The 23,765-nt window shown below is 60.2% G+C and carries 20 protein-coding genes; 18 read left to right on the forward strand and 2 right to left on the reverse strand.

Going from position 1 to position 23,765, the window contains the following annotated elements:
- Window positions 1-3 precede the first annotated feature (3 nt).
- On the reverse strand, window positions 4-2,724 hold the full coding sequence (gene barA / locus BN1127_RS05060) for a two-component sensor histidine kinase BarA (RefSeq protein ID WP_042648735.1): 2,721 nt from the start codon (window positions 2,722-2,724) through the stop codon (window positions 4-6).
- A gap of 272 nt (window positions 2,725-2,996) precedes the next feature.
- Between barA and rlmD the strand changes: the two genes are divergently transcribed.
- From rlmD to rpoS, 14 genes are all read left to right on the forward strand, one after another.
- Window positions 2,997-4,319: a 23S rRNA (uracil(1939)-C(5))-methyltransferase RlmD gene (gene rlmD / locus BN1127_RS05065; protein ID WP_042648736.1), complete on the forward strand. Its 1,323-nt coding sequence runs from the start codon at window positions 2,997-2,999 to the stop codon at window positions 4,317-4,319.
- Between the two features lie 251 nt (window positions 4,320-4,570).
- Window positions 4,571-6,781, forward strand: a complete 2,211-nt coding sequence (gene relA / locus BN1127_RS05070; RefSeq protein WP_005332770.1) for a GTP diphosphokinase — start codon at window positions 4,571-4,573, stop codon at window positions 6,779-6,781.
- 79 nt (window positions 6,782-6,860) lie between these two features.
- The gene (gene mazG, locus BN1127_RS05075) at window positions 6,861-7,658 is read left to right on the forward strand and encodes a nucleoside triphosphate pyrophosphohydrolase (RefSeq protein WP_042648737.1); all 798 of its coding nucleotides are present in this window, start codon (window positions 6,861-6,863) and stop codon (window positions 7,656-7,658) included.
- A gap of 141 nt (window positions 7,659-7,799) precedes the next feature.
- Window positions 7,800-9,437 (forward strand): glutamine hydrolyzing CTP synthase, encoded by a 1,638-nt coding sequence (pyrG, locus tag BN1127_RS05080; protein ID WP_005332766.1) that lies wholly within the window; start codon window positions 7,800-7,802, stop codon window positions 9,435-9,437.
- Between the two features lie 89 nt (window positions 9,438-9,526).
- Window positions 9,527-10,825 (forward strand): phosphopyruvate hydratase, encoded by a 1,299-nt coding sequence (gene eno / locus BN1127_RS05085; protein ID WP_025328247.1) that lies wholly within the window; start codon window positions 9,527-9,529, stop codon window positions 10,823-10,825.
- A gap of 287 nt (window positions 10,826-11,112) precedes the next feature.
- The gene (gene ftsB, locus BN1127_RS05090; RefSeq protein ID WP_025328246.1) at window positions 11,113-11,430 is read left to right on the forward strand and encodes a cell division protein FtsB; all 318 of its coding nucleotides are present in this window, start codon (window positions 11,113-11,115) and stop codon (window positions 11,428-11,430) included.
- Window positions 11,423-12,133 (forward strand): 2-C-methyl-D-erythritol 4-phosphate cytidylyltransferase, encoded by a 711-nt coding sequence (gene ispD / locus BN1127_RS05095; RefSeq protein WP_042648738.1) that lies wholly within the window; start codon window positions 11,423-11,425, stop codon window positions 12,131-12,133. Before ftsB ends, ispD begins: the two co-directional genes overlap by 8 nt.
- A 79-nt stretch (window positions 12,134-12,212) precedes the next feature.
- Window positions 12,213-12,689, forward strand: coding sequence for a 2-C-methyl-D-erythritol 2,4-cyclodiphosphate synthase (gene ispF / locus BN1127_RS05100; RefSeq protein WP_042648739.1), 477 nt, complete (start codon window positions 12,213-12,215; stop codon window positions 12,687-12,689).
- On the forward strand, window positions 12,689-13,747 hold the full coding sequence (truD, locus tag BN1127_RS05105; protein WP_042648742.1) for a tRNA pseudouridine(13) synthase TruD: 1,059 nt from the start codon (window positions 12,689-12,691) through the stop codon (window positions 13,745-13,747). Before ispF ends, truD begins: the two co-directional genes overlap by 1 nt.
- Window positions 13,728-14,489: a 5'/3'-nucleotidase SurE gene (gene surE / locus BN1127_RS05110; protein WP_042648740.1), complete on the forward strand. Its 762-nt coding sequence runs from the start codon at window positions 13,728-13,730 to the stop codon at window positions 14,487-14,489. Before truD ends, surE begins: the two co-directional genes overlap by 20 nt.
- 4 nt (window positions 14,490-14,493) lie before the next feature.
- Window positions 14,494-15,111 carry a protein-L-isoaspartate(D-aspartate) O-methyltransferase gene (locus BN1127_RS05115; protein WP_005332743.1) on the forward strand — a complete coding sequence of 206 codons (618 nt, stop codon included), beginning with the start codon at window positions 14,494-14,496 and terminating at the stop codon, window positions 15,109-15,111.
- A complete protein-coding gene (locus BN1127_RS05120) occupies window positions 15,108-15,689 on the forward strand; it encodes a YqaA family protein (RefSeq protein ID WP_041205044.1) in 582 nt (193 codons plus the stop codon). Before BN1127_RS05115 ends, BN1127_RS05120 begins: the two co-directional genes overlap by 4 nt.
- Before the next feature lie 9 nt (window positions 15,690-15,698).
- Window positions 15,699-16,763, forward strand: coding sequence for a LysM peptidoglycan-binding domain-containing protein (locus BN1127_RS05125; RefSeq protein WP_041205045.1), 1,065 nt, complete (start codon window positions 15,699-15,701; stop codon window positions 16,761-16,763).
- A gap of 46 nt (window positions 16,764-16,809) precedes the next feature.
- Entirely contained in the window at window positions 16,810-17,793 is a 984-nt protein-coding gene (gene rpoS, locus BN1127_RS05130; protein WP_005331913.1) for an RNA polymerase sigma factor RpoS, read from the forward strand.
- A gap of 87 nt (window positions 17,794-17,880) precedes the next feature.
- Here the strand turns inward: rpoS and tsaD are convergent, their stop codons facing one another.
- A complete protein-coding gene (gene tsaD, locus BN1127_RS05135; protein ID WP_005331910.1) occupies window positions 17,881-18,894 on the reverse strand; it encodes a tRNA (adenosine(37)-N6)-threonylcarbamoyltransferase complex transferase subunit TsaD in 1,014 nt (337 codons plus the stop codon).
- 179 nt (window positions 18,895-19,073) lie between these two features.
- On the opposite strand from tsaD, the gene rpsU reads away from it, so the two are divergent.
- The 4 genes from rpsU to rpoD all read left to right on the forward strand — a co-directional run bounded on the left by rpsU (window position 19,074) and on the right by rpoD (window position 23,703).
- Window positions 19,074-19,289 carry a 30S ribosomal protein S21 gene (gene rpsU / locus BN1127_RS21155; protein WP_005309452.1) on the forward strand — a complete coding sequence of 72 codons (216 nt, stop codon included), beginning with the start codon at window positions 19,074-19,076 and terminating at the stop codon, window positions 19,287-19,289.
- A 15-nt stretch (window positions 19,290-19,304) separates the two neighbouring features.
- Complete coding sequence (locus BN1127_RS05145; RefSeq protein ID WP_005331908.1) at window positions 19,305-19,748, forward strand: GatB/YqeY domain-containing protein; 444 nt, start codon at window positions 19,305-19,307, stop codon at window positions 19,746-19,748.
- Window positions 19,749-19,836: 88 nt separating this feature from the next.
- Window positions 19,837-21,624 carry a DNA primase gene (dnaG, locus tag BN1127_RS05150; RefSeq protein ID WP_005331907.1) on the forward strand — a complete coding sequence of 596 codons (1,788 nt, stop codon included), beginning with the start codon at window positions 19,837-19,839 and terminating at the stop codon, window positions 21,622-21,624.
- 183 nt (window positions 21,625-21,807) lie between these two features.
- Window positions 21,808-23,703 (forward strand): RNA polymerase sigma factor RpoD, encoded by a 1,896-nt coding sequence (rpoD, locus tag BN1127_RS05155; RefSeq protein ID WP_263685420.1) that lies wholly within the window; start codon window positions 21,808-21,810, stop codon window positions 23,701-23,703.
- Window positions 23,704-23,765 lie beyond the last annotated feature (62 nt).

Below are 23,765 nucleotides of genomic sequence, written 5' to 3' on the forward strand. Positions count from 1 at the left end.
GCCTCACTCGGCCAGGGAGAGATAGCGGGGGGCCTCCCGCCGCACCTGCTCCAGGGCATCTTGCAGCTCCAGCAGCTCGGGTTCGAGCTCGCTGACGGGTATGCCGTCGCGCAACTGCTGCTCGAGCTGGGAGAGCAGGCGTTGCAGGCCGGGCACCCCCGAGTAGGCGCAGCCGCCGTTGAGGCGATGGAGCTGGGCCAGCACCTCGGCATCCTCCACCCCGCCCGCCAGCGCCTCGTCCAGCATGGGCTCCACCTCGTCGAAGCTGGCCAGCAGCATGGTCAGCATCTCCTTGGCGAGCTCCGGCTTGCCCGCCGCCTGGCGCACCGCCAGGGTCCAGTCTATCTGCTGATCCCCCTGGTTCTGGTGGCGCCTGTGGGCGAAGTCGGTGATGAGCTGCGCCAGCATGCCCTCGTCGATGGGCTTGGCCAGGTAGTCGTCCATGCCCTGGCGGATCAGCCGCTCCCGCTCCCCTGGGATGGCATGGGCGGTGACCGCGACTATGGGGGTCTCGGTGTTGAGGGAGTGATGGCGGATCGCCTGGGTGGCGCTGATGCCATCCATGATGGGCATCTGTATATCCATGAAGATGATGTCGAACGGCTGGCTCTGGGCCAGGTTGACCGCCTCCTTGCCGTTCTTGCACACCACAACCTCGGTCACCATCTCCTTGAGCATGGCGGCGATGAGCTTGAGGTTGGCGGCGTTGTCATCCACCGCCAGCACCTTGACGGCCTGTACCCGGTGGGGAGTTGGCGCGGGCAGCGGCGTACGCCTGGCCGCCTCGGGAGAGAGCAGGGCGTGCAGCAGCTTGCGGTGGTTGATGGGCTTGGAGAGGCAGTGGGCGGCGCCATGGGCCAGCATGGCGTCATAGAGCGCCGGCTCGTGGCTGCTGAGCAGCACTATGGTGTTCTGTTGCCCGCTGAGGCCATCGAGGCGGGTGATCACCTGTTGTGGGGTGTGCAGTGTGCTGCTGCCGATGATCACCATGTCCTGGCTGCCCATCTCCGGCCAGTCGTCGGTCATGGTCAGGGACTGCACGTCCAGCTGCCATTCGGCCAGCAGGGCGAGCAGGGAGGCGTGAGTGAAGGGATCCGGCTCCAGCAGCCAGACCCGCTTGCCCAGGATGCGATCCAGCGGCAGCCGCTCGGTCTGGGGCAGGGGAGAGACATCCAGCTCCAGGTTGAAGGAGAAGACGGAGCCCTTGCCAAGCTCGGATTCGAAGCGGATCTGGCCTCCCATCTGCTGCACCAGTTTCTGGGTGATGACGAGGCCAAGCCCGGTGCCACCATAGCGGCGGGAGATGGAGGAGTCGGCCTGATTGAAGGCCTGGAACAGCTGGCGTTGCTGCTCTTCCGAGATGCCGATGCCGGTATCGCGGATGAGGACCCGCAGGCGTACCTTGCTGCCGTTGGGGGCCCCGGTCTGTTCGACGCGCACATCGACGTTGCCGCGCTCGGTGAACTTGATGGCGTTGCCGGCGAGGTTGGTCAGCACCTGTTGCAGGCGCATGGGGTCGCCGGTGAGGTAGTCCGGCACGGCGGCGTCCACCTGCAAGGAGAGCTCGAGCTGTTTGTCGTGGGCACTCGGCCCCAGCAGGTGCATGGTTTCGTTGAGGGTGTCTCGCAGGCTGAACGGTATATGCTCGAGCTGCAGCTTGCCCGCCTCCAGCTTGGAGAAGTCGAGGATGTCGTTGATGATGCCAAGCAGGTTGCGCGCCGACTTCTCTATGGTCTGCATGTAGTCGGTCTGGCTCGGGGTCAGGCTGGTCTTGAGCAGCTGGCGGGTGAAGCCGATGACGCCGTTGAGCGGGGTGCGCAGCTCGTGGGACATGTTGGCCAGAAACTCGGATTTGACCCGTGCCGCCTCTTGCGCCCGTTTCTTCGCCATGTCGAGCTCGACGTTCTGGATCTCTATTTGTTCAAGCGTCTCTCGCAGATCCGAGGTCGCTTGATCGATGTTCTGCTGCATCTCCTCATGGTATTCGGAGAGCGCCTTGGCCATGGCGTTGATGCCGTTCTTCAGCATGTCCAGCTCGCCGGTGAGCTGACCGCTGACCCGGGTATCGAGGCGCCCCTCCCTGATCCTGTGCACCGCCTGCACCATATCGGTGATGGGCTGGGTCACGCTCTTGACCAGACGGAAGCCGAACAGGGTACTGATGGCGAGGCCGATGAGCACTATGATCACCGCGAAGAAGGCGTCGCGATATTGCAGGACTATGGCCCTGTCGGTGGCGAGCTGCATGGAGATGTAGCCGATGACCGGCGGCTCCAGGTCGCTCGGCAGGGGGAAGCCGTCCAGGCTGGTCTCGGCCTGGATGGGGGTGCGCAATATGATGTCATCGCCGTTGAAGGTGACGCTGGTCAGGGCCGGGATGGCGCTGCCGTCCGGCAGGCGCAGCTGGCTGAAGTCCCTGTGGTAGTTGGAGGTGACGAACAGCTGGTTGTCCTGGGTGAAGACGGCGATGGACTTGATAAAGGGGGAGTTCTTGCGATGGGTCAGCCCTATCAGCCGCTTGAGGGATTCGCGACTGTGCTGGGTCATGCCGTATTCACTGGCGATGGCTAGGGGCTCTATGATGTTGATGCCCTGATCGATCAGGTTGTTTTCCAGCTGATGGTAGCGGTGGAAGGTAAAGTAACCGGCGATCAGGCCGCCGATGATCAGGGTTGGCAATATGGTAAATGCCAGTACACGGGCTCTGAGGCCGTACTTGGTCATGCTGATAAACCGCCGGCAAACATGATGAAGACCATGGCCCCGGGGGCCTGTGGGCGCAGGGGGAGGGCTGGCAATACAGTCGATGTCACCGTAAGGGCGCTCAGGCCGTATCCTGTCATATCAATGGGCCACTTATGGTCAGATTGGGCAATGGGGCAGAGGCCGCAGCTCGGGCCCTCAGGCCGCATTTGGTCATACTATTATTCTTGTGGGACAATGGCCTGCTGCAGATTCCACAATCATGACATAGCCACCTATAGGCACCAAGTTTTATGGCCCAGTTTTTCAAGCCCCAAAAGAAATCCACCCAGCCCCAACGTATTGAATTTACGATAGACAGTCTGGACCACCACTGTGTCGGTGTCGGCCGTCATCAGGGCAAGGCCATCTTCGTCGAAGGGGCACTCCCCGGTGAGCTGATCAAGGCTCGCATCGTCGATGACAAGAAGCACTATGCCCACGCCGCCCTGCAACAGATAGTGACCCCGGCGGCCAATCGCATCGATCCCTTCTGCCCCCATTATCGCGAGTGCGGCGGTTGCAGTGCCCAGCACCTCGGCGAAGCGGATCAGCAGGCGGTCAAGGAGGCCGGGCTGGTCAGCTTGTTCGAGCGCCTTGGCAACATCAAGGCGCCGGCGCTCGAGCCCGTGCTCAAAGGGGAGTCCCGCGCCTACCGCCGGGTCTGCCGTCTCGCCATCAAGTTTGACAAGAACGGTCGCTGCACCCGGGTGGGTTTCCGTCGCCGTCAATCCAATGACCTGGTGGAGGTGGCGGGCTGCCCCGTGCTGGCCGATCCCCTCTCTGCCCTCATCACCCCCCTGCGCGAGTGCCTCAATCGCTTGAAGAGCCAGCGCGAGCTGGGGCATGCGGAGCTCATCCAGGCCGAACAGGGCATCATGATGTTGCTGCGCCACACTGGTCGCCCCAACGAGGCGGATCGCGCCCTGCTGGTGGCATTTGCCGAGGCCCAGGGGATAGACCTCTATCTGCAGGCGGCGGATGAGCGCATTGAACCCCTGCGCCAACAATTTCAGCCGAGCTACACCCTCGATGGCCTGTCTCTTGCATTCGCCCCTGGCGACTTCATTCAGGTCAACGGCCCCATCAACCAGAGCATGGTGACCCAGGCGCTGGCGTGGCTGGGGGCGACCAAGGACGACAAGGTGCTGGATCTCTTCTGCGGCATCGGCAACTTCACCCTGCCGCTGGCCCGTCAGGCCCGTGAAGTGGTGGGGGTCGAGGGGGAGCTTGCCATGGTGGCCCGTGCCGAGGAGAACGCCCGTCGCAACGGCATCGACAACGCCCGTTTCTACAAGGCGGATTTGAGCGGCGACATCGTCGGCATGTCCTGGGCGCGGGAAGGCTTCGATCTGGTGTTGCTGGATCCGGCCCGGCCCGGGGCGCTGGAAGTCATGAGCCACGTGGCGGCACTTTCGCCCAAGCGGGTGGTCTATGTTTCCTGTAACCCTGTCACCCTGGCCCGGGACAGCCAAGTGCTGGTGAAGGGGGGTTATCGACTGGCTCGCCTGGGGATGCTGGACATGTTCCCCCACACCGGTCATCTGGAGTCCATGGCGCTGTTTGAACGGGATTGAGCAGGCTGTTTTCGGATTGCCGGTGCTGCGTTTTGTCGGCCTTACGATGCCGGTAGCGCTGTTTGCGCAGGGGTGATTAGGGTAATCTAGATCTGCAAAAATGGGCCTGATGTGCGAGAGAAACCTGTTGCCGGGATCGGCAACATGCCTTGAAAACTCTCCCGCGCATCCCCATTTGAGGCAGTCATCAGCTGATGAGGGGATGGCAGAAAGCATCGGCTTTCGGCCCCACAATTTTAAGGATTGATACCATGGTTGCGGTGCGCGAAATTCATTTGAAAGACAATTTCACTCTGGAGGAGTGGGTCAGTTCCCTTACCCTGAGTGAAAGCGACAAGAATCAACTGCGAACCGTCTACCAGTACTGTCTGACGCTTGGCGACGAGGCGCTCACCAACCGCCTGCTGGTGCGTGGCGTCGAGATGGTGGGCATACTGCTGATGCTCAGCATGGATCTCGCCACCCTCAAATCGGCCATTCTCTATCCCTTCGTCGAAGCCGGCCTCATCAAGCAGGAGAAGGTGAACGAGGACTTCGGTCCCAAGATCGCCAAGCTGGTGGAAGGGGTGCTGGAGATGGAGGCCATCCGCTCTCTGCAGACCCTGCACCGCAGCGAGACCTCCCCGGAGCAGGTGGACAACGTGCGCCGCATGTTGCTCGCCATGGTGGAGGATGTGCGCGCTGTCGTCATCAAGCTGGCGGAGCGGATCGCCTGCCTGCGGGAAGCCAAGCTGGCGGATGAAGAGACCCGGGTGCTGATGGCCCAGGAGATCACCAACATCTATGCGCCCCTTGCCAACCGCCTCGGCATAGGTCAGCTCAAGTGGGAGCTCGAAGATCTCGCCTTCCGTTACCTGCACCCGGATACCTACAAGCAGATCGCCAAGCAGCTCGATGAGAAACGACTCGATCGAGAGCGCTACATCCGCGAGTTCGTACAGTCCTTGCGCGATGCGCTTGCCGAGGCCGGCGTCGAGGCCGAAGTCTACGGCCGCCCGAAACACATCTACAGCATCTGGCGCAAGATGCAGAAGAAACACCTCGAGTTCAACGAGCTGTTCGACGTGCGTGCGGTGCGGGTGATCACCAAGCGGCTGCAGGATTGTTACGCGGCGCTCGGCATCGTCCACACCCATTTCCATCATATTCCCCGCGAATTTGACGACTATGTCGCCAACCCCAAGCCCAACGGCTACCAGTCCATCCACACAGTGGTGGTGGGGGAGGAGGGGAAGACGGTGGAGATCCAGATCCGCACCGAGCAGATGCATCAGGATGCCGAACTCGGCGTGGCGGCGCACTGGCGCTACAAGGAAGGGGCCCAGGCTGCAGCCAAGACCAGTACCTTCGAAGACAAGATCGAGTGGCTGCGCAAGCTGCTCGCCTGGCAGGAGGATCTCTCCGAGAGCGGCTCCCTGCTGGACGATCTGCGCAGTCAGGTGTTCGAGGACAGAGTCTATGTGTTCACCCCCAAGGGGGACGTCATCGACCTGCCGGCGGGGGCTACCCCGCTCGATTTTGCCTATCACGTTCACAGCATGATCGGCCACCGCTGCATCGGGACCAAGGTGGATGGCCGCATAGTGCCCTTTACCTACACGCTGCAGACCGGTGATCAGGTGGAGGTGATCACCCAGAAGGAGCCGAACCCGAGCCGCGACTGGATGAACCCCAATGCAGGCTTCCTGCGCTCCAGCCGGGCGCGGGCCAAGGTGGCGACCTGGTTCAGAAAGCTGGATCGGGACAAGAACATCGCCGCCGGCAAGGAGCTGCTGGAGAAGGAGCTGGACAGGCACAACCTGACGCTCTCCAAGGTGGACAAGGTGGTGCTGGAGCGCTTCCATGCGGAGGAGCTGGAAGATCTGTTGGCCGGCATCGGCAGCGGCGACATCCGCATCAACCAGCTGCTCAACTACCTCGACACTCGTTACAACAAGCCGACGGCGGAGGAAGAAGACCGCCGCCTGCTGGAGAAGCTGGAGCAGAAGGCCAATGCGCCCTTCCGCCCCAAGGCCAAGGATCACATCGTAGTGGAAGGGGTCGGCAATCTGATGACCCACATCGCCCGTTGCTGTCAGCCCATCCCGGGGGACTCCATCCAGGGTTTCATCACCATGGGTCGTGGCGTCTCCATCCACCGGGAGGATTGCGAACAGCTGAAAGAGCTGTCGCGCCGCAACCCGGAGCGACTGATCGATGCGGTCTGGGGGGAAAACTACTCCGGCGGTTATGGCCTCACCATCCGCATCCTCTCCAACGACAGATCCGGCCTGCTGCGTGACATCACGACCGTGCTGGCCAACGAGAAGATCAACGTCATGGGGGTGCGCTCGCGCTCCAACGTGCGCGAGCAGACTGCCGAGATCGACATGGAGCTGGAGATCTACAACATCAACGCCTTCAACCGGGCCTTGGCCAAGCTCAGCCAGCTCAACGACGTGATCAGTGCCAAGCGCCTCTGATACCCGATAAATAGTGACCGGCCCCCGTGGCCGGTTGTGCTTTATGACCCTTCTTGAACGAATCGAAAGCGAAGATCCCATGTCCCAACGTTACGACCTCCCTCAATTGCTCGACATCATGGCTCAACTGCGCTCCCCGGACGGGGGTTGCCCCTGGGATCTCAAGCAGAGCTTCCAGACCATAGTGCCCCACACCCTGGAAGAGGCCTACGAGGTGGCCGATGCCATCGAGACTCAGGATTGGGATGGATTGAAGGGGGAACTCGGGGATCTGCTGTTCCAGGTGGTCTTCTACGCCCAGCTTGGCAAGGAGCAGGGACTGTTTGATTTTGCCGACATAGTCGATGCGGTGAGCGAGAAACTCATTCGCCGCCACCCCCATGTGTTCTCCGATGCGGACCTCGGTGACGAGCAGGCGGTCAAGGTGAACTGGGAGGCGGAGAAGGCCAAGGAGCGGGCCGCGCTGGATAAAGAGAGCGTGCTCGATGACATCCCCCTCTCGCTGCCGGCCCTGACCCGGGCCGCCAAGATCCAGAAGCGCTGCGCCACCGTCGGTTTCGACTGGAAGACGCTCGGGCCGGTAGTGGACAAGATCCACGAGGAGATTGAGGAGGTGATGGAAGAAGCGCTGATGGTCGATGTGGACGAGGCACGGGTAAGCGACGAGCTCGGTGATCTGCTGTTTGCCACCGTCAACCTGGTGCGCCATCTGGGCAAGGATCCCGAGCAGGTGCTGCGGGGTGCGAACGCCAAGTTCGAACGACGTTTTCGTCAGGTTGAGCAGTTTATTGCAGCGGAAGGGCTGAAAATGACGGATTGCACCCTGGAGAAGCTGGATGCAGCCTGGTGCCGGGCCAAGGAAACCGAGCAAAGTTGATTTGGCGCAAGACGAGGGAGCGGCGAGCCTGATAGATTTTTGTTCATTGTTTGGGAGAGGGGGTTTTGGTATACTGTTTCCCCGTCCTGCTTCATCCCCGAAGCACCCCTTAAAATTCCCTAAACTTCTTTCAGGTTCAGCATGACGACAAAATATATTTTTGTAACTGGTGGCGTTGTTTCATCCCTCGGCAAAGGCATTGCCGCAGCTTCTCTGGCAGCCATTCTGGAAGCCCGTGGTCTGGATGTGACCATCATGAAACTGGACCCCTATATCAACGTGGATCCGGGCACCATGAGCCCGACCCAGCACGGTGAAGTGTTCGTAACCGAGGACGGGGCTGAGACCGATCTGGATCTGGGCCATTACGAGCGTTTCATCCGCACCAAGATGACCCGTCGCAACAACTTCACCACCGGCCGCATCTATGCCGACGTGCTGCGCAAAGAGCGTCGTGGGGACTATCTGGGCGCCACCATCCAGGTCATCCCGCACATCACCAACGCCATCAAAGAGCGGGTGATTGCCGGCGCCGAAGGCCATCAGGTGGCCATCGTCGAAGTGGGCGGCACAGTGGGCGACATCGAGTCCCTGCCGTTCCTCGAAGCCATTCGTCAGCTGGCTGCCGAAGTGAGCCGCGACAATGCCATGTTTATGCACCTGACCCTGGTGCCTTATCTGGCCGCCGCCGGCGAAGTGAAGACCAAGCCGACCCAGCACTCCGTCAAAGAGCTGCTCTCCATCGGGATCCAGCCGGATGTGCTTATCTGCCGCTCCGATCGCGCCATCCCGGCCAACGAGCGTGCCAAGATCGCCCTGTTCTGCAACGTGCCGGAGCGCGCCGTCATCTCCATGAAGGACGTCGACTCCATCTACAAGATCCCGGCCCTGCTCAAGTCCCAAAATCTGGATGACTACTTCATCGCCCGTTTCGGCCTGGAGTGCAAGGAAGCCGACTTGTCCGAGTGGGAACAGGTGGTCTACGAAGAAGCCAACCCGACTGCAGAAGTGACCATCGGCATGGTCGGCAAGTATGTATCCCTGCCGGATGCCTACAAGTCCGTCAACGAAGCACTCAAGCACGGCGGCCTGAAGACGCGTCTTTCCGTCAACATCAAGTACATCGACTCCCAGGACATCGAGACCCGTGGCTCCGAGCTGCTGGAAGGTCTGGACGCGATCCTGGTGCCGGGTGGCTTCGGTGAGCGTGGCGTGGAAGGCAAGATCCTGGCCGCCCAGTATGCCCGTGAGAACAAGATCCCTTACTTGGGTATCTGTCTCGGCATGCAGGTTGCCATGATCGAATTTGCTCGCAACGTAGCGGGCATGACCGGTGCTCACTCCTCCGAATTCAAGAAAGATTGCGCCTATCCGGTTGTCGGCCTCATCACCGAGTGGGTGGATGAAGAGGGCAACGTCGAGACCCGTACCGAGAAGTCTGACCTGGGCGGCACCATGCGTCTGGGTTCCCAGCTCTGCCACCTGGTGGAAGGCTCCAAGGTGCGCCAGATGTACGGCAGCCCGACCATTTACGAGCGTCACCGTCACCGTTACGAGGTGAACAACAAGCTGCTGCCGCAGATCGAAGCGGCCGGTTTGAAGGTGACCGGTCTTTCCGCCGACAAGAAGCTGGTGGAAATTATCGAGATTCCGGATCACCCTTGGTTCGTGGCTGCGCAGTTCCACCCGGAGTTCACCTCGACTCCCCGTGATGGCCACGCCCTGTTCGCCGGTTTTGTTAAGGCGGCAGGCGAGTATCAGAAGCGTAATTTGAAGTAATTGAAAATAAATGCGGTTGGGGCTCTGTGCCGCAGCCGCTTTTTTTGGCATATTTTTGTTGTTTTTTTACGAAACCTGAGGAAATACACATGTCCAAGATCGTTAAAGTGATCGGTCGTGAAATCATCGACTCCCGTGGTAACCCGACCGTTGAGGCCGAAGTTCACCTGGAAGGTGGTTTTGTTGGTATGGCAGCCGCTCCGTCTGGCGCGTCCACCGGTTCCCGCGAAGCGCTGGAACTGCGTGACGGCGACAAGAGCCGTTTCCTGGGTAAAGGCGTGCTGAAAGCCATCGAAGCCGTAAACGGCCCGATCGCTCAGGCTCTGCTGGGTAAAGATGCCAAGGACCAGGCCGCTATTGACCAAATCATGATCGACCTCGACGGTACCGAGAACAAATCCAAGTTCGGCGCCAACGCCATCCTGGCCGTTTCCCTGGCTAACGCCAAAGCCGCTGCTGCTGCCAAGGGCCTGCCGCTGTACGCCCACATCGCCGAGTTGAACGGCACCCCGGGTGTCTACTCCATGCCGCTGCCCATGATGAACATCATCAACGGTGGTGAGCACGCCGACAACAACGTCGATATCCAGGAGTTCATGATCCAGCCGGTTGGCGCCAAGACCCTGAAAGAAGCCATCCGCATGGGTGCCGAGGTCTTCCACAACCTGGCCAAGGTACTGAAGTCCAAGGGCTACGCCACTGCAGTGGGCGACGAAGGCGGTTTCGCTCCTAACCTGAAATCTAACGCCGAAGCGCTGGAAGTGATCGCCGAAGCCGTTGCCGCTGCCGGTTACAAGCTGGGCACCGACATCACCCTGGCCATGGACTGCGCTGCTTCCGAGTTCTATGACGCAGAGAAGAAAGAGTACAACCTGAAGGGCGAAGGTCGTATCTTCACCTCCAACGAGTTCTCCGACTACCTGGCAGACCTGACCACTAAGTTCCCGATCGTCTCCATCGAAGATGGCCTGGACGAATCAGACTGGGAAGGCTTCGCCTACCAGACTGCTGAACTGGGTAAGAAAATCCAGATCGTGGGTGACGACCTGTTCGTAACCAACACCAAGATCCTGAAGCGCGGTATCGACAACGGCATCGCCAACTCCATCCTGATCAAGTTCAACCAGATCGGTTCCCTGACCGAAACTCTGGCTGCCATCAAGATGGCCAAGGACGCTGGCTACACCGCCGTCATCTCCCACCGCTCCGGTGAGACCGAAGACGCGACCATCGCCGACCTGGCCGTGGGTACCGCTGCTGGCCAGATCAAGACCGGTTCCATGAGCCGTTCTGACCGTGTTGCCAAGTACAACCAGCTGATCCGTATCGAAGAAGCCCTGGGTGCCAAGGCTCCGTTCCGCGGTCTGAAAGAAGTCAAAGGCCAGTAATTACTGCCTGCAATTCTTAAGCTGTTGAAAAGCCCCGCCACTCTGGCGGGGCTTTTTTGTATCTGTCGCCACCCCATTGTCAGGCCAGCCGCTGATCTGCGGCGGTTTTCGTATGGTTGCCGCCAATCTGGCGCCAAGGCCGCCCGTCCTGGGAACTGCGCGGTTTTTTGGCCCTCGTCTGCTCGGCCCGTCATCTTTTTTAGTCCCCCGCCCCGTCTGGCACACCGGCTTTCTTTTGTCTTGCCTGCGAATATGGGAAACTAGGCCGCTTGAAGGAGACTCAGTGCATGCGGCTACTCACTCTTATCCTGCTCCTCCTGTTGGGAGGGCTGCAATATGACTTCTGGCTGGGGAAAAACGGCCTATCCGATTATCGGGAGCTCTCCAATGCCATCGAGCGGCAACAGCAGGACAATCTGGTTCTCAAGGACCGCAACAACCTGATTTACCGGGAGATCGACGATCTGACCTCGGGCCTTGAGGCCATCGAGGAGCTGTCGCGCAACGATCTTGGCTACATCAAGCAGGGCGAGACCTTCTACCGGATCATTCCCAAAGACAAAGACCAAGCAACGGAGCCGGACGGCGTCCCCTACGATGATTGATTGCCACAGCGGGCTGACCGCCATAGTTCCGGCCGCCGGTATCGGCAGCCGCATGGGAGCAGACTGCCCCAAGCAGTACCTGACACTGGCAGGGAAGACCATCCTGGAGCATACGCTCGGCTGTTTACTGTCCCATCCGGGCATAGCCCGGGTGATAGTGGCGCTGGCGCCGCACGATGAGTGGTTCGAGCAACTGGCCGTGGCGGCCGACCCGCGGGTGCTGCGAGTGGAAGGGGGGAGCGAGCGTGCCTATTCGGTGCTCAACGCCCTGCATGTGGTAGAGGGGAAGTGGGTACTGGTGCATGACGCCGCCCGCCCCTGTCTGACCCAGGGGGATCTCGATGCCCTGATAGCCAGTGCCATGGCGTGCGATGGCGCCATCCTCGGTAGCCGGGTGCGCGACACCATGAAACGCACAGACGGGGCTGGCAACATAGTGGCTACCGTCGAGCGCGAACAGCTTTGGCATGCCCTGACGCCGCAGATGTTTCCCACCGGCACCCTGAAGCGGGCGCTGGAGGAGGGGCTGGCCTTGGGGGCCCTCATCACAGACGAAGCCTCCGCCATGGAGCGCGCCGGTTTTACCGTGAAGATGGTGGAGGGGCGTGCCGACAACATCAAGGTGACCCGCCCGGAAGATCTCTCCCTGGCCGAGCTCTTTTTACAACAACAGAGTGCGCGCCAGCAGGTGCGACCCGATTGACCCGCAGAGGGGCCCGCATGATCCGCATTGGACATGGTTTTGATGAGACAGATTTCTGTGTATTGAGGGGGGATCAGGCATGATGCGAATTGGACATGGTTTTGACGTGCACAAGTTTGGCGGGGTTGGCCCCTGCATGCTGGGTGGCGTCCCGGTACCCTATGAGCAGGGCCTGCTGGCCCACTCCGACGGTGACGTCGTGCTGCATGCGGTGAGCGATGCCCTGCTGGGGGCCATAGGCGCCGGTGACATCGGCCGTCACTTCCCCGATACCGCCGCCGAGTTCAAGGGGATCGACAGCCGCATCCTGCTGCGGGACGTCTTTGCCCGGGTACAGCAGGCGGGCTATGCCATCGGCAACCTGGATGTGACCATCATCGCCCAGGCTCCCAAGATGGCGCCACATATCGGGGCTATGTGCGCCGTGCTGGCGGCCGATCTGCAATGTGATTTGAACCGGGTGAATGTCAAGGCGACCACCACAGAACAACTCGGGTTTACGGGGCGCAAGGAAGGGATCGCCACCGAAGCCGTCGTCTTACTGGTGAAACAATGATGCTGGAACAGCTGAGCTATCTGCACGGGGCGCCGGTCGCCCGCGGTATCCTCAAGGCCGAGGCCGCCGACTTCGTGGTGAATGAAGATCTCGGCTTCGAACCCTGCGGGGAAGGGGAGCACATCTTCGTGCGGGTGCGCAAAACCGGCGAGAACACCGCCTGGGTCGCGGGCCTGCTGGCCGATGCGGCCGGTGTCAACCGCAATGCGGTGACCTGGGCGGGTCTCAAGGATCGCCACGCGGTGACCGAGCAGTGGTTCGGCATTCATCTGCCGGGCAAGGGCGAACCGGATCTCTCTGTCATCCAGAGCGACAGCATCCAGATCCTGCAGGCCAAGCGCCACAACAAGAAGTTGCGAGTTGGCTACCTCAAGGGCAACCACTTCACCCTGCGCCTCACCGGTCTGGAACAGGCAGGCGATCTGGAAGCCCGGCTGCAGGCCATCGCCACTCAGGGCGTGCCCAATTACTACGGCGAGCAGCGCTTTGGCCGGGATGGCAACAACCTGGACGCGGCCAAGGCGATGTTTGCCGGCAAGCGGATCAAGGATCGCAACAAGCGCTCCCTCTATCTCTCCGCCGCCCGCAGCATGCTGTTCAACGCCATTGTCAGCGCCCGCATCGAACAGGGGCTGGCACACCAGCTGCTGGCCGGTGACTGTGTGATGCTGAGGGGCAGCCACTCCATCTTCAGTGAAGAGGTGCTGACTCCCGAGCTGGAGGCGCGCCTCGCCTCCGGCGACGTGCAGCTCACCGCCCCCCAGTGGGGCCGTGGCCGACTGGCGAGCCAGGGTGCCGCCGCCGAGTTTGAACAGGCAGTGCTGGCCCCTTACGCCGAATGGTGTGACGGACTGGAGAAGGCCGGACTGGATCAGGACAGGCGTCCACTGCTGCTCAAGCCGGAGCAGATGAGCTGGCAGCAGGATGGCGAGGTGCTGACCCTCTCCTTCTTCCTGCCGGCCGGTGCCTTTGCCACCAGCGTGGTGCGCGAGTTAATGCAGGCCGAAGAGGCCGATCACGGTTTCAGGAACCCAACCGATGCGAATTCTGGTCAGTAATGACGATGGAGTACATGCCGAGGGCATTCGTGCCCTCAGCGAGGCGCTGACTGCCTGCGGCGAAGTCATTGTGGTGGCGCCGGATCGCAACCGCAGCGGCGCGAGTCACTCCCTGACGCTGGAAGTGCCGCTGCGGGTTACGCGCCTTGGCGAAACCGGCTTTAATGGCCGCGAGAGTTATGCGGTGAAGGGCACCCCGACCGACTGCGTGCACCTGGCGGTCAACGAGCTGGTGCGCCCGGAGCCGGACATGGTGGTGGCCGGAATAAACCACGGCGCCAACCTGGGGGATGATGTCATCTACTCGGGCACGGTCGCTGCGGCCACCGAGGGACGCCACCTTGGCTTCCCCTCCATCGCCATCTCCCTGGTGGGCAAGACCCACTTCGCCACGGCGGCCCACTATGCGGCCTTGCTGGTGAAGGGGCTGATGAAACATCCCCTGCCTGCCGATCAGATCCTCAACGTCAACGTGCCGGACCTGCCCCTCGAACAGATCAAGGGGATCAGGGTGACCCGCCTTGGCAACCGCCATCCCGCCGAGTCGGTGATCCGCAGCGAGGATCCCCGTGGCCAGCCCATCTACTGGATAGGCCCCCCCGGCAGCCAGCAGGATGCGGGAGACGGCACTGATTTCGCCGCCATCGAGCAGGGTTATGTCTCCATCACCCCATTGACCATCGACATGACTGCCTATGACAGTCTGGCGAGTCTGGGTGCCTGGCTGGATCTGCAGGGATGACGTTGTGATAGTACAGCGCCTGTTGAATCAACTGATTGCCCAGGACATTCGTGATTTCCGCGTGCTCGCGGCGATTGCGAAAGTGCCGCGCCAGCTGTTTGTGGATGAAGCCATGGCTCACAAGGCCTGGGACAATACGGCCCTGCCCATCGGCCATGGCCAGACCATCTCCCAGCCCTACATAGTGGCGCGGATGACAGAGTTGCTGATCCAGAACGATCCGGCCCATGTGCTGGAGATCGGCACTGGCTCCGGCTATCAGACCGCAGTGCTGGCCCACCTGGTGGAGCATGTCTACACGGTGGAGCGGATCAAGTCGTTGCAGTTCCAGGCCCGGCGCCGGCTGCGCCAGCTCGACCTGCACAATGTCTCGGCCAAGCACGGCAACGGCTGGCTGGGCTGGCCCAACAAGGGACCGTTCGATGCCATCCTGGTGACGGCCGCGGCGAGCGAGGTGCCCAAGGCCCTGACCGATCAGCTGGCCGAAGGCGGGCGTCTGGTGCTGCCGGTGGGGGATAGCCAGCAGACTCTGCAGCTGATCGAGCGATCCGGCTCCCAGCTGACCAGCCGGATCCTGGAGCCGGTGCGTTTTGTTCCCCTGATTGACGGAGATGTGGAGTGAAGTTGTTTTCCCGTTTGTACGTACTGGTGATGCAGTGGGCCCGTCACAAGCACGCCCCCTGGTATCTCTCCATCACCGCCTTTATCGAGTCGGTGTTCTGGCCTATTCCGGTGGACGTGATGCTGGCCCCCATGGCGCTCGCCAAGCCGCACAAGGCGTGGCACTACGCCGGGTTGGCAACCCTCTTCTCGGTGCTGGGGGCGCTGTTTGGTTATGCCCTTGGCTATGCCCTGTGGGAACCCGTGGTCCAGCCGCTGGTGATCTCGGTTGGCTATGAAGACAAGATTGCGCTGGCCGAGCAGTGGTTTGCGCAGTGGGGGATCTGGGTGATTTTTATTGCCAGTTTCACGCCGATCCCCTACAAGGTGTTTACCGTTACTGCAGGCTTGCTCCACATGGCACTGCTGCCCTTTATCCTGACCTCGCTGATCGGCCGAGGCATGCGATTTTTCCTGGTAGCGGGTCTGATGCGATGGGGGGGTGAGAAGATGGAGCGCAAGCTGATGCACTATGTGGATGTGCTCGGCTGGCTCTGTATTGGTTTGGCCATTACGGCCTATTTCTGGTTTAGTCGTTAAGGATCCACTATGCGTTCGCGTGTTTGGCAAGGAAGCAGTGTCATCGTATTGTCATGGCTACTGCTTGCCTGCTCTTCCAGCAAGACTGCTGCCCCGGTACAGAGTCTGGGCAATGACCCCATTGCCTCGACCATCCCGACTCGTCAAAACATGGCCAATTCGGGCATGCAGGGTGGCAGTTACACAGTGGTGAAGGGGGATACCCTGTACTCCATCGCATTCCGTTCGGGCATGGATGTCGCGTCCCTGGTCAGCCTCAACGGGATCAGCCCCCCCTACAACATCTATCCGGGCCAGCAGCTCAGGCTGGATGGCTCTTCCGGCGCTGTGGTCAGCACAGGCATGGCAATGAGCCGCCCTGTCACCAGCGGCAACGGTACCTATGAGGTGCGTCGTGGCGATACCCTGAGCAGCATAGGCCGCCAGTTCAATGTGTCCAATCAGACTCTGGCACAGCGCAACAACCTGCAGGCACCCTATTCACTCCATGTTGGCCAGGTACTCAACGTAGGCTCGAGTGCGGCGGCAGGCGGCCAGATGGTAGCGGCGACCACACCGTCGGTGACCAGCTCTGGACCAAAACCCATGGCGACAGCACCGGCAGGTACGACCACACCGTTTATTGCTCAGAAAACGATTGCTCCTGCACCGTCAACAGCATACGCTCAGGCGAAAGAACAAAAAAACATCAGTTCCCAGTCAACTCTCTCCTGGCATTGGCCAGCGAAAGGACGGGTCGTTGAAGGCTTCTCCGTTGCGGAACAGGGCAACAAGGGCATCGACATCTCCGGCCAGAAGGGTCAACCCGTTTACGCCGCCAGCGGCGGCAAAGTGGTCTACGCGGGTAGTGCACTCAGGGGTTACGGCAAGCTGATTATTCTCAAGCACAACGATGACTACCTCTCTGCTTACGCCCACAACGACGAGCTGAGGGTCAGGGAGGGAGACTCCGTCAAAGGCGGAGCCGTCATCGCCAACATGGGTAGCACGGATGCGCCGGATGTGCGCTTGCACTTTGAAATCCGGTACAAAGGCAAGTCAATCAACCCTATGGGCTATTTGCCAAAGCGTTAACCCAGAGAGCTAGGTCTTACTCTGGTTCAGGTCAGGGAGACATATCATGAGCCAAGAACAACTGGTAATGCAGGATGCAGAGTTAGAGTTCGACGAAGAGCTGGAGGCCCAGGAGGAAGAAGAGGTTCAGGAGGTTGCCGCCGAGGCTGAGGAGATCATCTCCGATGAGCTCATGGTGCCGGAACTGAACAAGGTGATGGACGCCACCCAGCTCTATCTGGGGGAGATCGGCTTCTCCCCCCTGCTCACCGCTGAAGAGGAAGTCTACTACGCCCGTCGTGCCCTGCGCGGTGACAAAGCCGCGCGCAAGCGCATGATCGAATCCAACCTGCGCCTGGTGGTCAAGATTGCCCGGCGCTACAACAACCGCGGCCTGGTGCTGCTGGATCTCATCGAAGAGGGCAACCTCGGTCTCATCCGCGCGGTCGAGAAGTTCGACCCGGAGCGCGGCTTCCGTTTCTCCACCTATGCCACCTGGTGGATCCGCCAGACCATAGAGCGGGCCATCATGAACCAGACCCGCACCATCCGGCTGCCGATCCATGTGGTGAAGGAGCTGAACGTCTACCTGCGCACCGCGCGCGAACTCTCCCACCGCCTAGACCATGAACCCACCGCCGAAGACATCGCCTTCGCGCTGGATCGCTCGGTCGACGATGTGAACCGCATGCTCAAGCTCAACGAAAAGATCACCTCGGTGGATACTCCCATCGGCGGCGATCGCGACAAGGCCCTGCTCGATGTCCTGTCCGATGAGCGAGGCATGGGGCCAGAGCTGGAGTCCCAGGAAGATGACATGCGCAGCAGCATAGTCCACTGGCTGGAAGAGCTGAATCCCAAGCAGCGTGAGGTACTGGCTCGCCGCTTCGGCCTGCTCGGTTATGAGCCAGCGACGCTCGAAGACGTGGGGGCCGAGATTGGCCTGACCCGGGAGCGGGTGCGCCAGATCCAGGTCGAGGGGTTGCGCCGCCTGCGGGAGATCCTGCTGGGACAGGGGCTCTCCATCGAGGCCCTGTTTAGAACCAATTGATCCGAACTAGCTGACGGCTGTTATGCCGAGGACAGTCACAACAAAGGGGCCAGAGGCCCCTTTTTCATTGCGAGAGGATCCTTGGGATCACACGGGATCCAGGGTATCCAGCGGCCAGCGCGGCACCGCCTTGACGACCAGCGGCTCGAACACGCCCGTCTTGAGGCGTTGCATGCCGGCATAGGCGATCATGGCGCCGTTGTCGGTGCAATACTCGGTGCGCGGATAGAACACCTCGCCCTTGAGACTCTCCATCAGCTCGGCCAGCTGGGCGCGCAGATGACGGTTGGCGCTGACGCCCCCGGCCACGACTAGGCGCTTGAGCCCGGTCTCTTTCAAGGCGCGGCGGCACTTGATGGCCAGAGTGTCGACCACAGCATCCTCAAACGCCCGGGCGATGTCGGCACGGGTCTGCTCATCGTCACCATTGGCGGCTATGGTGTTGGCGGCAAAGGTCTTGAGGCCGGAGAAGCTCATGTCGAGCCCGGGTCTGTCCGTCATGGGGCGGGGGAAGGTGAAGCGTCCCGTGGTGCCTTTCTCGGCCAGACGGGAGAGCAGAGGGCCGCCCGGGTAGTCCAGTCCCATCAACTTGGCTGTCTTGTCGAAGGCCTCGCCAGCGGCATCGTCGATGGATTCTCCCAGTAGTTGATAACTACCTATGCCGTCGACCCGCACCAGCATGGAGTGACCGCCGGAGACCAGCAGCGCCACGAAGGGGAACTCGGGGGCCCGCTCCTCCAGCATGGGAGCCAGCAGGTGGCCCTCCATATGGTGCACCGCCACGGCGGGTTTACCCCAGGCCATGGCGAGGGAGCGGCCTATGGTGGCCCCCACCAGGATGGCGCCAACCAGACCCGGTCCCGCAGTGTAGGCGATGCCGTCGATGTCATCTTTACCCAGTCCCGCCTCTTGCAATGCTGCCTGGATCAAGGGGATCGTCTTGCGGACGTGATCCCGGCTGGCGAGCTCGGGGACGACGCCACCGTAGTCCGCATGCAGCTTGACCTGGCTGTACAACTGGTGGGAAAGGATCCCTTTTTGATCGTCGAAGATCGCGATCCCGGTTTCGTCACAGGATGTCTCTATGCCCAATACACGCATTGCTAAAAAATTTCACTGCTAAAATGAGACGGCTATGGTAACCTTCGCGGGTTTTTTAAACCAGAGCGATCTCTGCGGGTTTACTTTCATTCCCTGTCCAGAGTATAATTTCGCACCATTTTAAGACATGCTGATCGATTGAAGGTCAGCTAACCATATATCACTGAGGTGAAAGGCACATGCCAGTAATCAAAGTCCGTGAAAATGAGCCGTTTGACGTTGCTCTGCGTCGCTTCAAGCGTTCTTGCGAAAAGGCCGGTATCCTGTCTGAAGTTCGTAGCCGTGAGTTCTACGAGAAGCCGACTACCATTCGCAAGCGTGCCAAAGCGTCTGCCGTCAAGCGTCACGCCAAGAAGCTGTCCCGCGAAAACGCACGTCGTATCCGCCTGTACTAATCGGGGGAGCATGCCGTGTCTCTGAAGGATCAACTCAAGGATCAACAAAAACTTGCCATGCTGGCCAAAGACAAGGCTCGCTTGGGAGCGATCCGTTTGTTGATGGCAGAAATCAAGCAGCGTGAAGTCGATACCCGTGTCGAGCTCAATGATGAGGATATCCTCGCTGTCGTGACCAAGATGGTCAAACAGCGCCGCGATTCCATCAGCCAATTTGAAGCTGCCGGTCGTCAGGATCTTGCCGACAAAGAGTCCGCCGAGATTCTGGTGCTGCAGGAATTCCTGCCGCAACAGCTGACCGCAGAGGAAATTGCCGTGTTGATCGAGCAAGCCATCACCGAAAGTGGGGCTGCCGTCATGGCGGATATGGGTAAAGTCATGGCTGTCTTGAAGCCGAAAATTCAGGGGCGTGCCGATGTCGGCGCCGTCAGTGCTCAGGTGAAAACCCGCTTGGCGTAACAGGCATTTCTCTTGTTAGTCGAAAGAAGCCGTGCTTCCCTGTGAATGCGCGGCTTTTTTATTTTCTCTGCAGTGAAACAGGACGGTTATGGCAGGCAGGATCCCACAATCCTTTATCGATGATCTGCTCGTACGCACAGACATAGTCGAGCTGATCGACTCGCGAGTGCGGCTGAAGAAGGCTGGCAAGAACTATCAGGCTTGTTGTCCTTTTCATAACGAAAAAAGCCCCTCTTTCACCGTCAGTCAGGAGAAGCAGTTCTACCACTGCTTCGGTTGCGGTGCTCACGGCAATGCCATCGGCTTTGTCATGGAGTACGACGGACTCGAATTCCCGGACGCCATCGAAGAGCTCGCCAGCATGCAAGGCATGCAGGTACCCCGCGAGCAGAGTCTGGGCGGCTCTGCAAGCTCTCAGCCTGCCGTCAGCAAGGATCTGTTCGAGCTGATGAACCAGATTGCCCGCTTCTATGAGAGCAATCTCAAGAACGCGCCGCAGGCGGTGGAATACCTTAAGGGGCGTGGTCTGACCGGTGAAGTGGTCAAGCGCTTCAACATAGGCTATGCCCCGGGAGACTGGGATCAGGTGCGTCGGCGCTTTGGCGCCAGCCGGGATCACGAGCAGTTGCTTATCTCCGGTGGCATGTTGATCCCCCGCGACAGCGGCCCAGGCAGCTATGATCGCTTCCGCGATCGCATCATGTTTCCCATCCGTGACAAGCGGGGCCGGGTCATCGGCTTCGGTGGCCGGGTGCTGGGGGACGGCACTCCCAAGTACCTCAACTCCCCGGAAACCCCCATCTTCCACAAGGGGCGTGAACTGTTCGGCCTCTACGAGGTGAAGCAGGCACACAAGGATCCTCGCCGGATCCTGGTGGTGGAGGGCTACATGGATGTGGTGGCGCTCGGTCAGTACGACATCGACTATGCGGTGGCCGCCCTGGGCACCGCCACCACCAGCGACCATATCCACACCCTGTTTCGGACCACGGCCGAGGTGGTCTGCTGTTACGACGGTGACAACGCCGGCCGTGAGGCGGCCTGGCGGGCGCTGGACAACGCACTCTCCCATCTGCAGGACGGGCGCGAACTCAAGTTCGTGTTCCTGCCCGATGGAGAAGATCCGGATTCGCTAGTGCGCCAGATTGGCAAGGAGGGGTTTGAGGCCTTGCTGGACGAGGCCCAGCCCTTCGCCGATTTCATGTTCGAGCGTCTCGGGCGTGATGCCGCCCTCTCTGGTGAGGCGGGCAAGTTTGAAGTGGCCAACAAGGCTGCCGAACTGATCCGTCGCGTGCCGGAGGGCTTTACCCGGGAAGGATTGATCACCCGGCTCTCCAGCATGATGCGTTGGGGGGAGAACAAGCAGCGGATCGCCGAGCTGTTTGCCCGCAATAGCCAGCCCAAGGGCGAAGTCAGCAAGCCCAAGGCCGCCAAGCTGACCCCCATTCGCCGGGCACTGGCTCTGATGGTGCAATATCCGGCGGTGACGGCCGAACTGCCGGCCATGCCGGAACTGGCTGGACTGCGGGTGCAGGGCATCAAGTTCCTGTTGCAGTTGCATCAGCAGATCCTGACTCAGCCAGGGATCACGACCGGCATCTTGCTGGAGCACTGGCGTGGCACCAAGGAGGGGGAAATCCTGGCTCAATTGGCCATGCACGACCTGTTTGAAGAGATCAAGCTCGACCAGGAGCCGGATATTCTGGGAGAATTGCAGGATACCTTCGTCGGTTTCATCAACCAGTTTCTGAAGCAACGAATCGAAGAATTGCAGGCCAAGGTGGCTCAGGAAAGGCTAAGCTCTGAGGAAACACAGGAGCTGATGATGCTGATCAGAGAGGTACAGATTGAGAAAAGAAATGAGAGCGGGGCTTGATATTTGAGTGATTAGTCCCAATATGAATACCGTTGCCCGAATCGACGGGATTAAAAGCAAACATTTTATAACCGCCTGGCCCCGACAATACTGCGGGCAGGGGTTTCTCATGACCGACGCCGCAACCAGACATAGCATGTCTGGCGGTTTTCTATTAGAATTGGCTATTTGCGCAGCAGCGCACTGTACGCGCAACCTAGCAACACCAACCGGATGAGTTCTATGGAGCAAACCCCGCAGTCTCAGCTTAAACTCCTCGTTGCCAAAGGTAAAGAACAGGGCTACCTGACCTATGCCGAGGTGAACGATCACCTCCCGCAAGACATTGTCGACTCTGACCAGATCGAAGACATCATCCAGATGATCAACGATATGGGTATCCAGGTAGTGGAAAACGCCCCGGACGCCGATGATCTGATCATGGCCGAAGGTGGTACCGCCGATGAGGACGCTGCCGAAGCAGCGGCCCAAGCTCTGGCATCTGTTGAATCTGAGATTGGTCGCACGACCGATCCCGTCCGCATGTACATGCGGGAAATGGGTACCGTCGAACTGCTGACCCGTGAAGGCGAAATCGACATCGCCAAACGGATCGAGGACGGTATCAATCAGGTACAAAGCTCCGTTGCCGAGTACCCTGAAGCCATCACTTACCTGCTCGAACAGTACGACAAGTACGAAGCCGAGCAACTGCGTCTGTCCGACATCATCTCCGGCTTTATCGATCCGAACGAAGCGGACGACGTGGCGCCGACCGCCACCCACATCGGCTCCGAACTCAGTGAAGACGATCTCGCTGACGAAGACGAAGATGAAGACGAGGATGAAGACGAAGACGGCGACAGCTCCGACGACGACGGGGACGGTGGTCCGGATCCGGAAGTCGCCCGCGAGAAGTTCGGTGAACTGCGTGCCCAGTACGAAGTCACCCGTCTCTCCATTCAGAAGAATGGTCGTGCCCACGACGACACCCAGGCCGCTATCGCCCAGCTGGCCGATGTGTTCCGTCAATTCCGCCTGATGCCCAAGCAGTTCGATCGCCTGGTCAACAACATGCGCGAGATGATGGAGCGGGTCCGCGTGCAGGAACGCATCATCATGAAGCTCTGCGTTGAGCAGGCCAAGATGCCGAAGAAGACCTTCGTCGCGGCCTTCACCAACAACGAGTGCGAAACTGCCTGGTTTGAATACCAGAAACAGGCTGGCAAGGCCTGGTCTCCGCGTCTGGTCGAGATGGACGAAGAAGTGCTGCGTTCCATCGGCAAGCTGCAGCAGATCGAAGAAGAGACAGGTCTGTCGATCGCCCAGATCAAGGACATCAACCGTCGCATGAGCATTGGTGAGGCCAAGGCCCGCCGTGCGAAGAAAGAGATGGTCGAGGCCAACTTGCGTCTGGTTATCTCTATCGCCAAGAAGTACACCAACCGCGGTCTGCAGTTCCTGGATCTGATCCAGGAGGGCAACATAGGTCTGATGAAGGCGGTGGACAAGTTTGAATACCGTCGTGGCTACAAGTTCTCGACTTACGCTACCTGGTGGATCCGTCAGGCCATTACCCGCTCCATCGCGGATCAGGCCCGTACCATCCGTATCCCGGTACACATGATCGAGACCATCAACAAGCTCAACCGTATCTCCCGTCAGATGCTGCAGGAGATGGGTCGTGAACCGAACCCGGAAGAGCTGGCCATGCGCATGGGCATGCCGGAAGACAAGATCCGCAAGGTATTGAAGATCGCCAAAGAGCCCATCTCCATGGAGACGCCCATCGGTGATGATGAAGATTCCCACTTGGGCGACTTCATCGAAGATACCACCCTGGCGCTGCCAGCGGATGCCGCCACCAGCGAGAGCCTGCGCAACGCCACCCGCGAAGTGTTGGCCGGCCTGACCGCTCGTGAGGCCAAGGTACTGCGGATGCGCTTCGGTATCGACATGAACACCGACCACACCCTCGAGGAAGTGGGCAAGCAGTTCGACGTCACCCGTGAGCGTATTCGTCAGATCGAAGCCAAGGCGCTGCGCAAGCTGCGCCACCCGAGCCGCTCGGAAGTGCTGCGCAGCTTCCTGGACGAATAGTCCAGAGGCTTTTCCCTGAGCAGTCTCAAAAGCCCCGCCACGCGGCAATGCTGATCAGTTAA

Source organism: Aeromonas media, assembly GCF_000819985.1.
In the GTDB taxonomy this organism is placed as follows: domain Bacteria; phylum Pseudomonadota; class Gammaproteobacteria; order Enterobacterales; family Aeromonadaceae; genus Aeromonas; species Aeromonas media.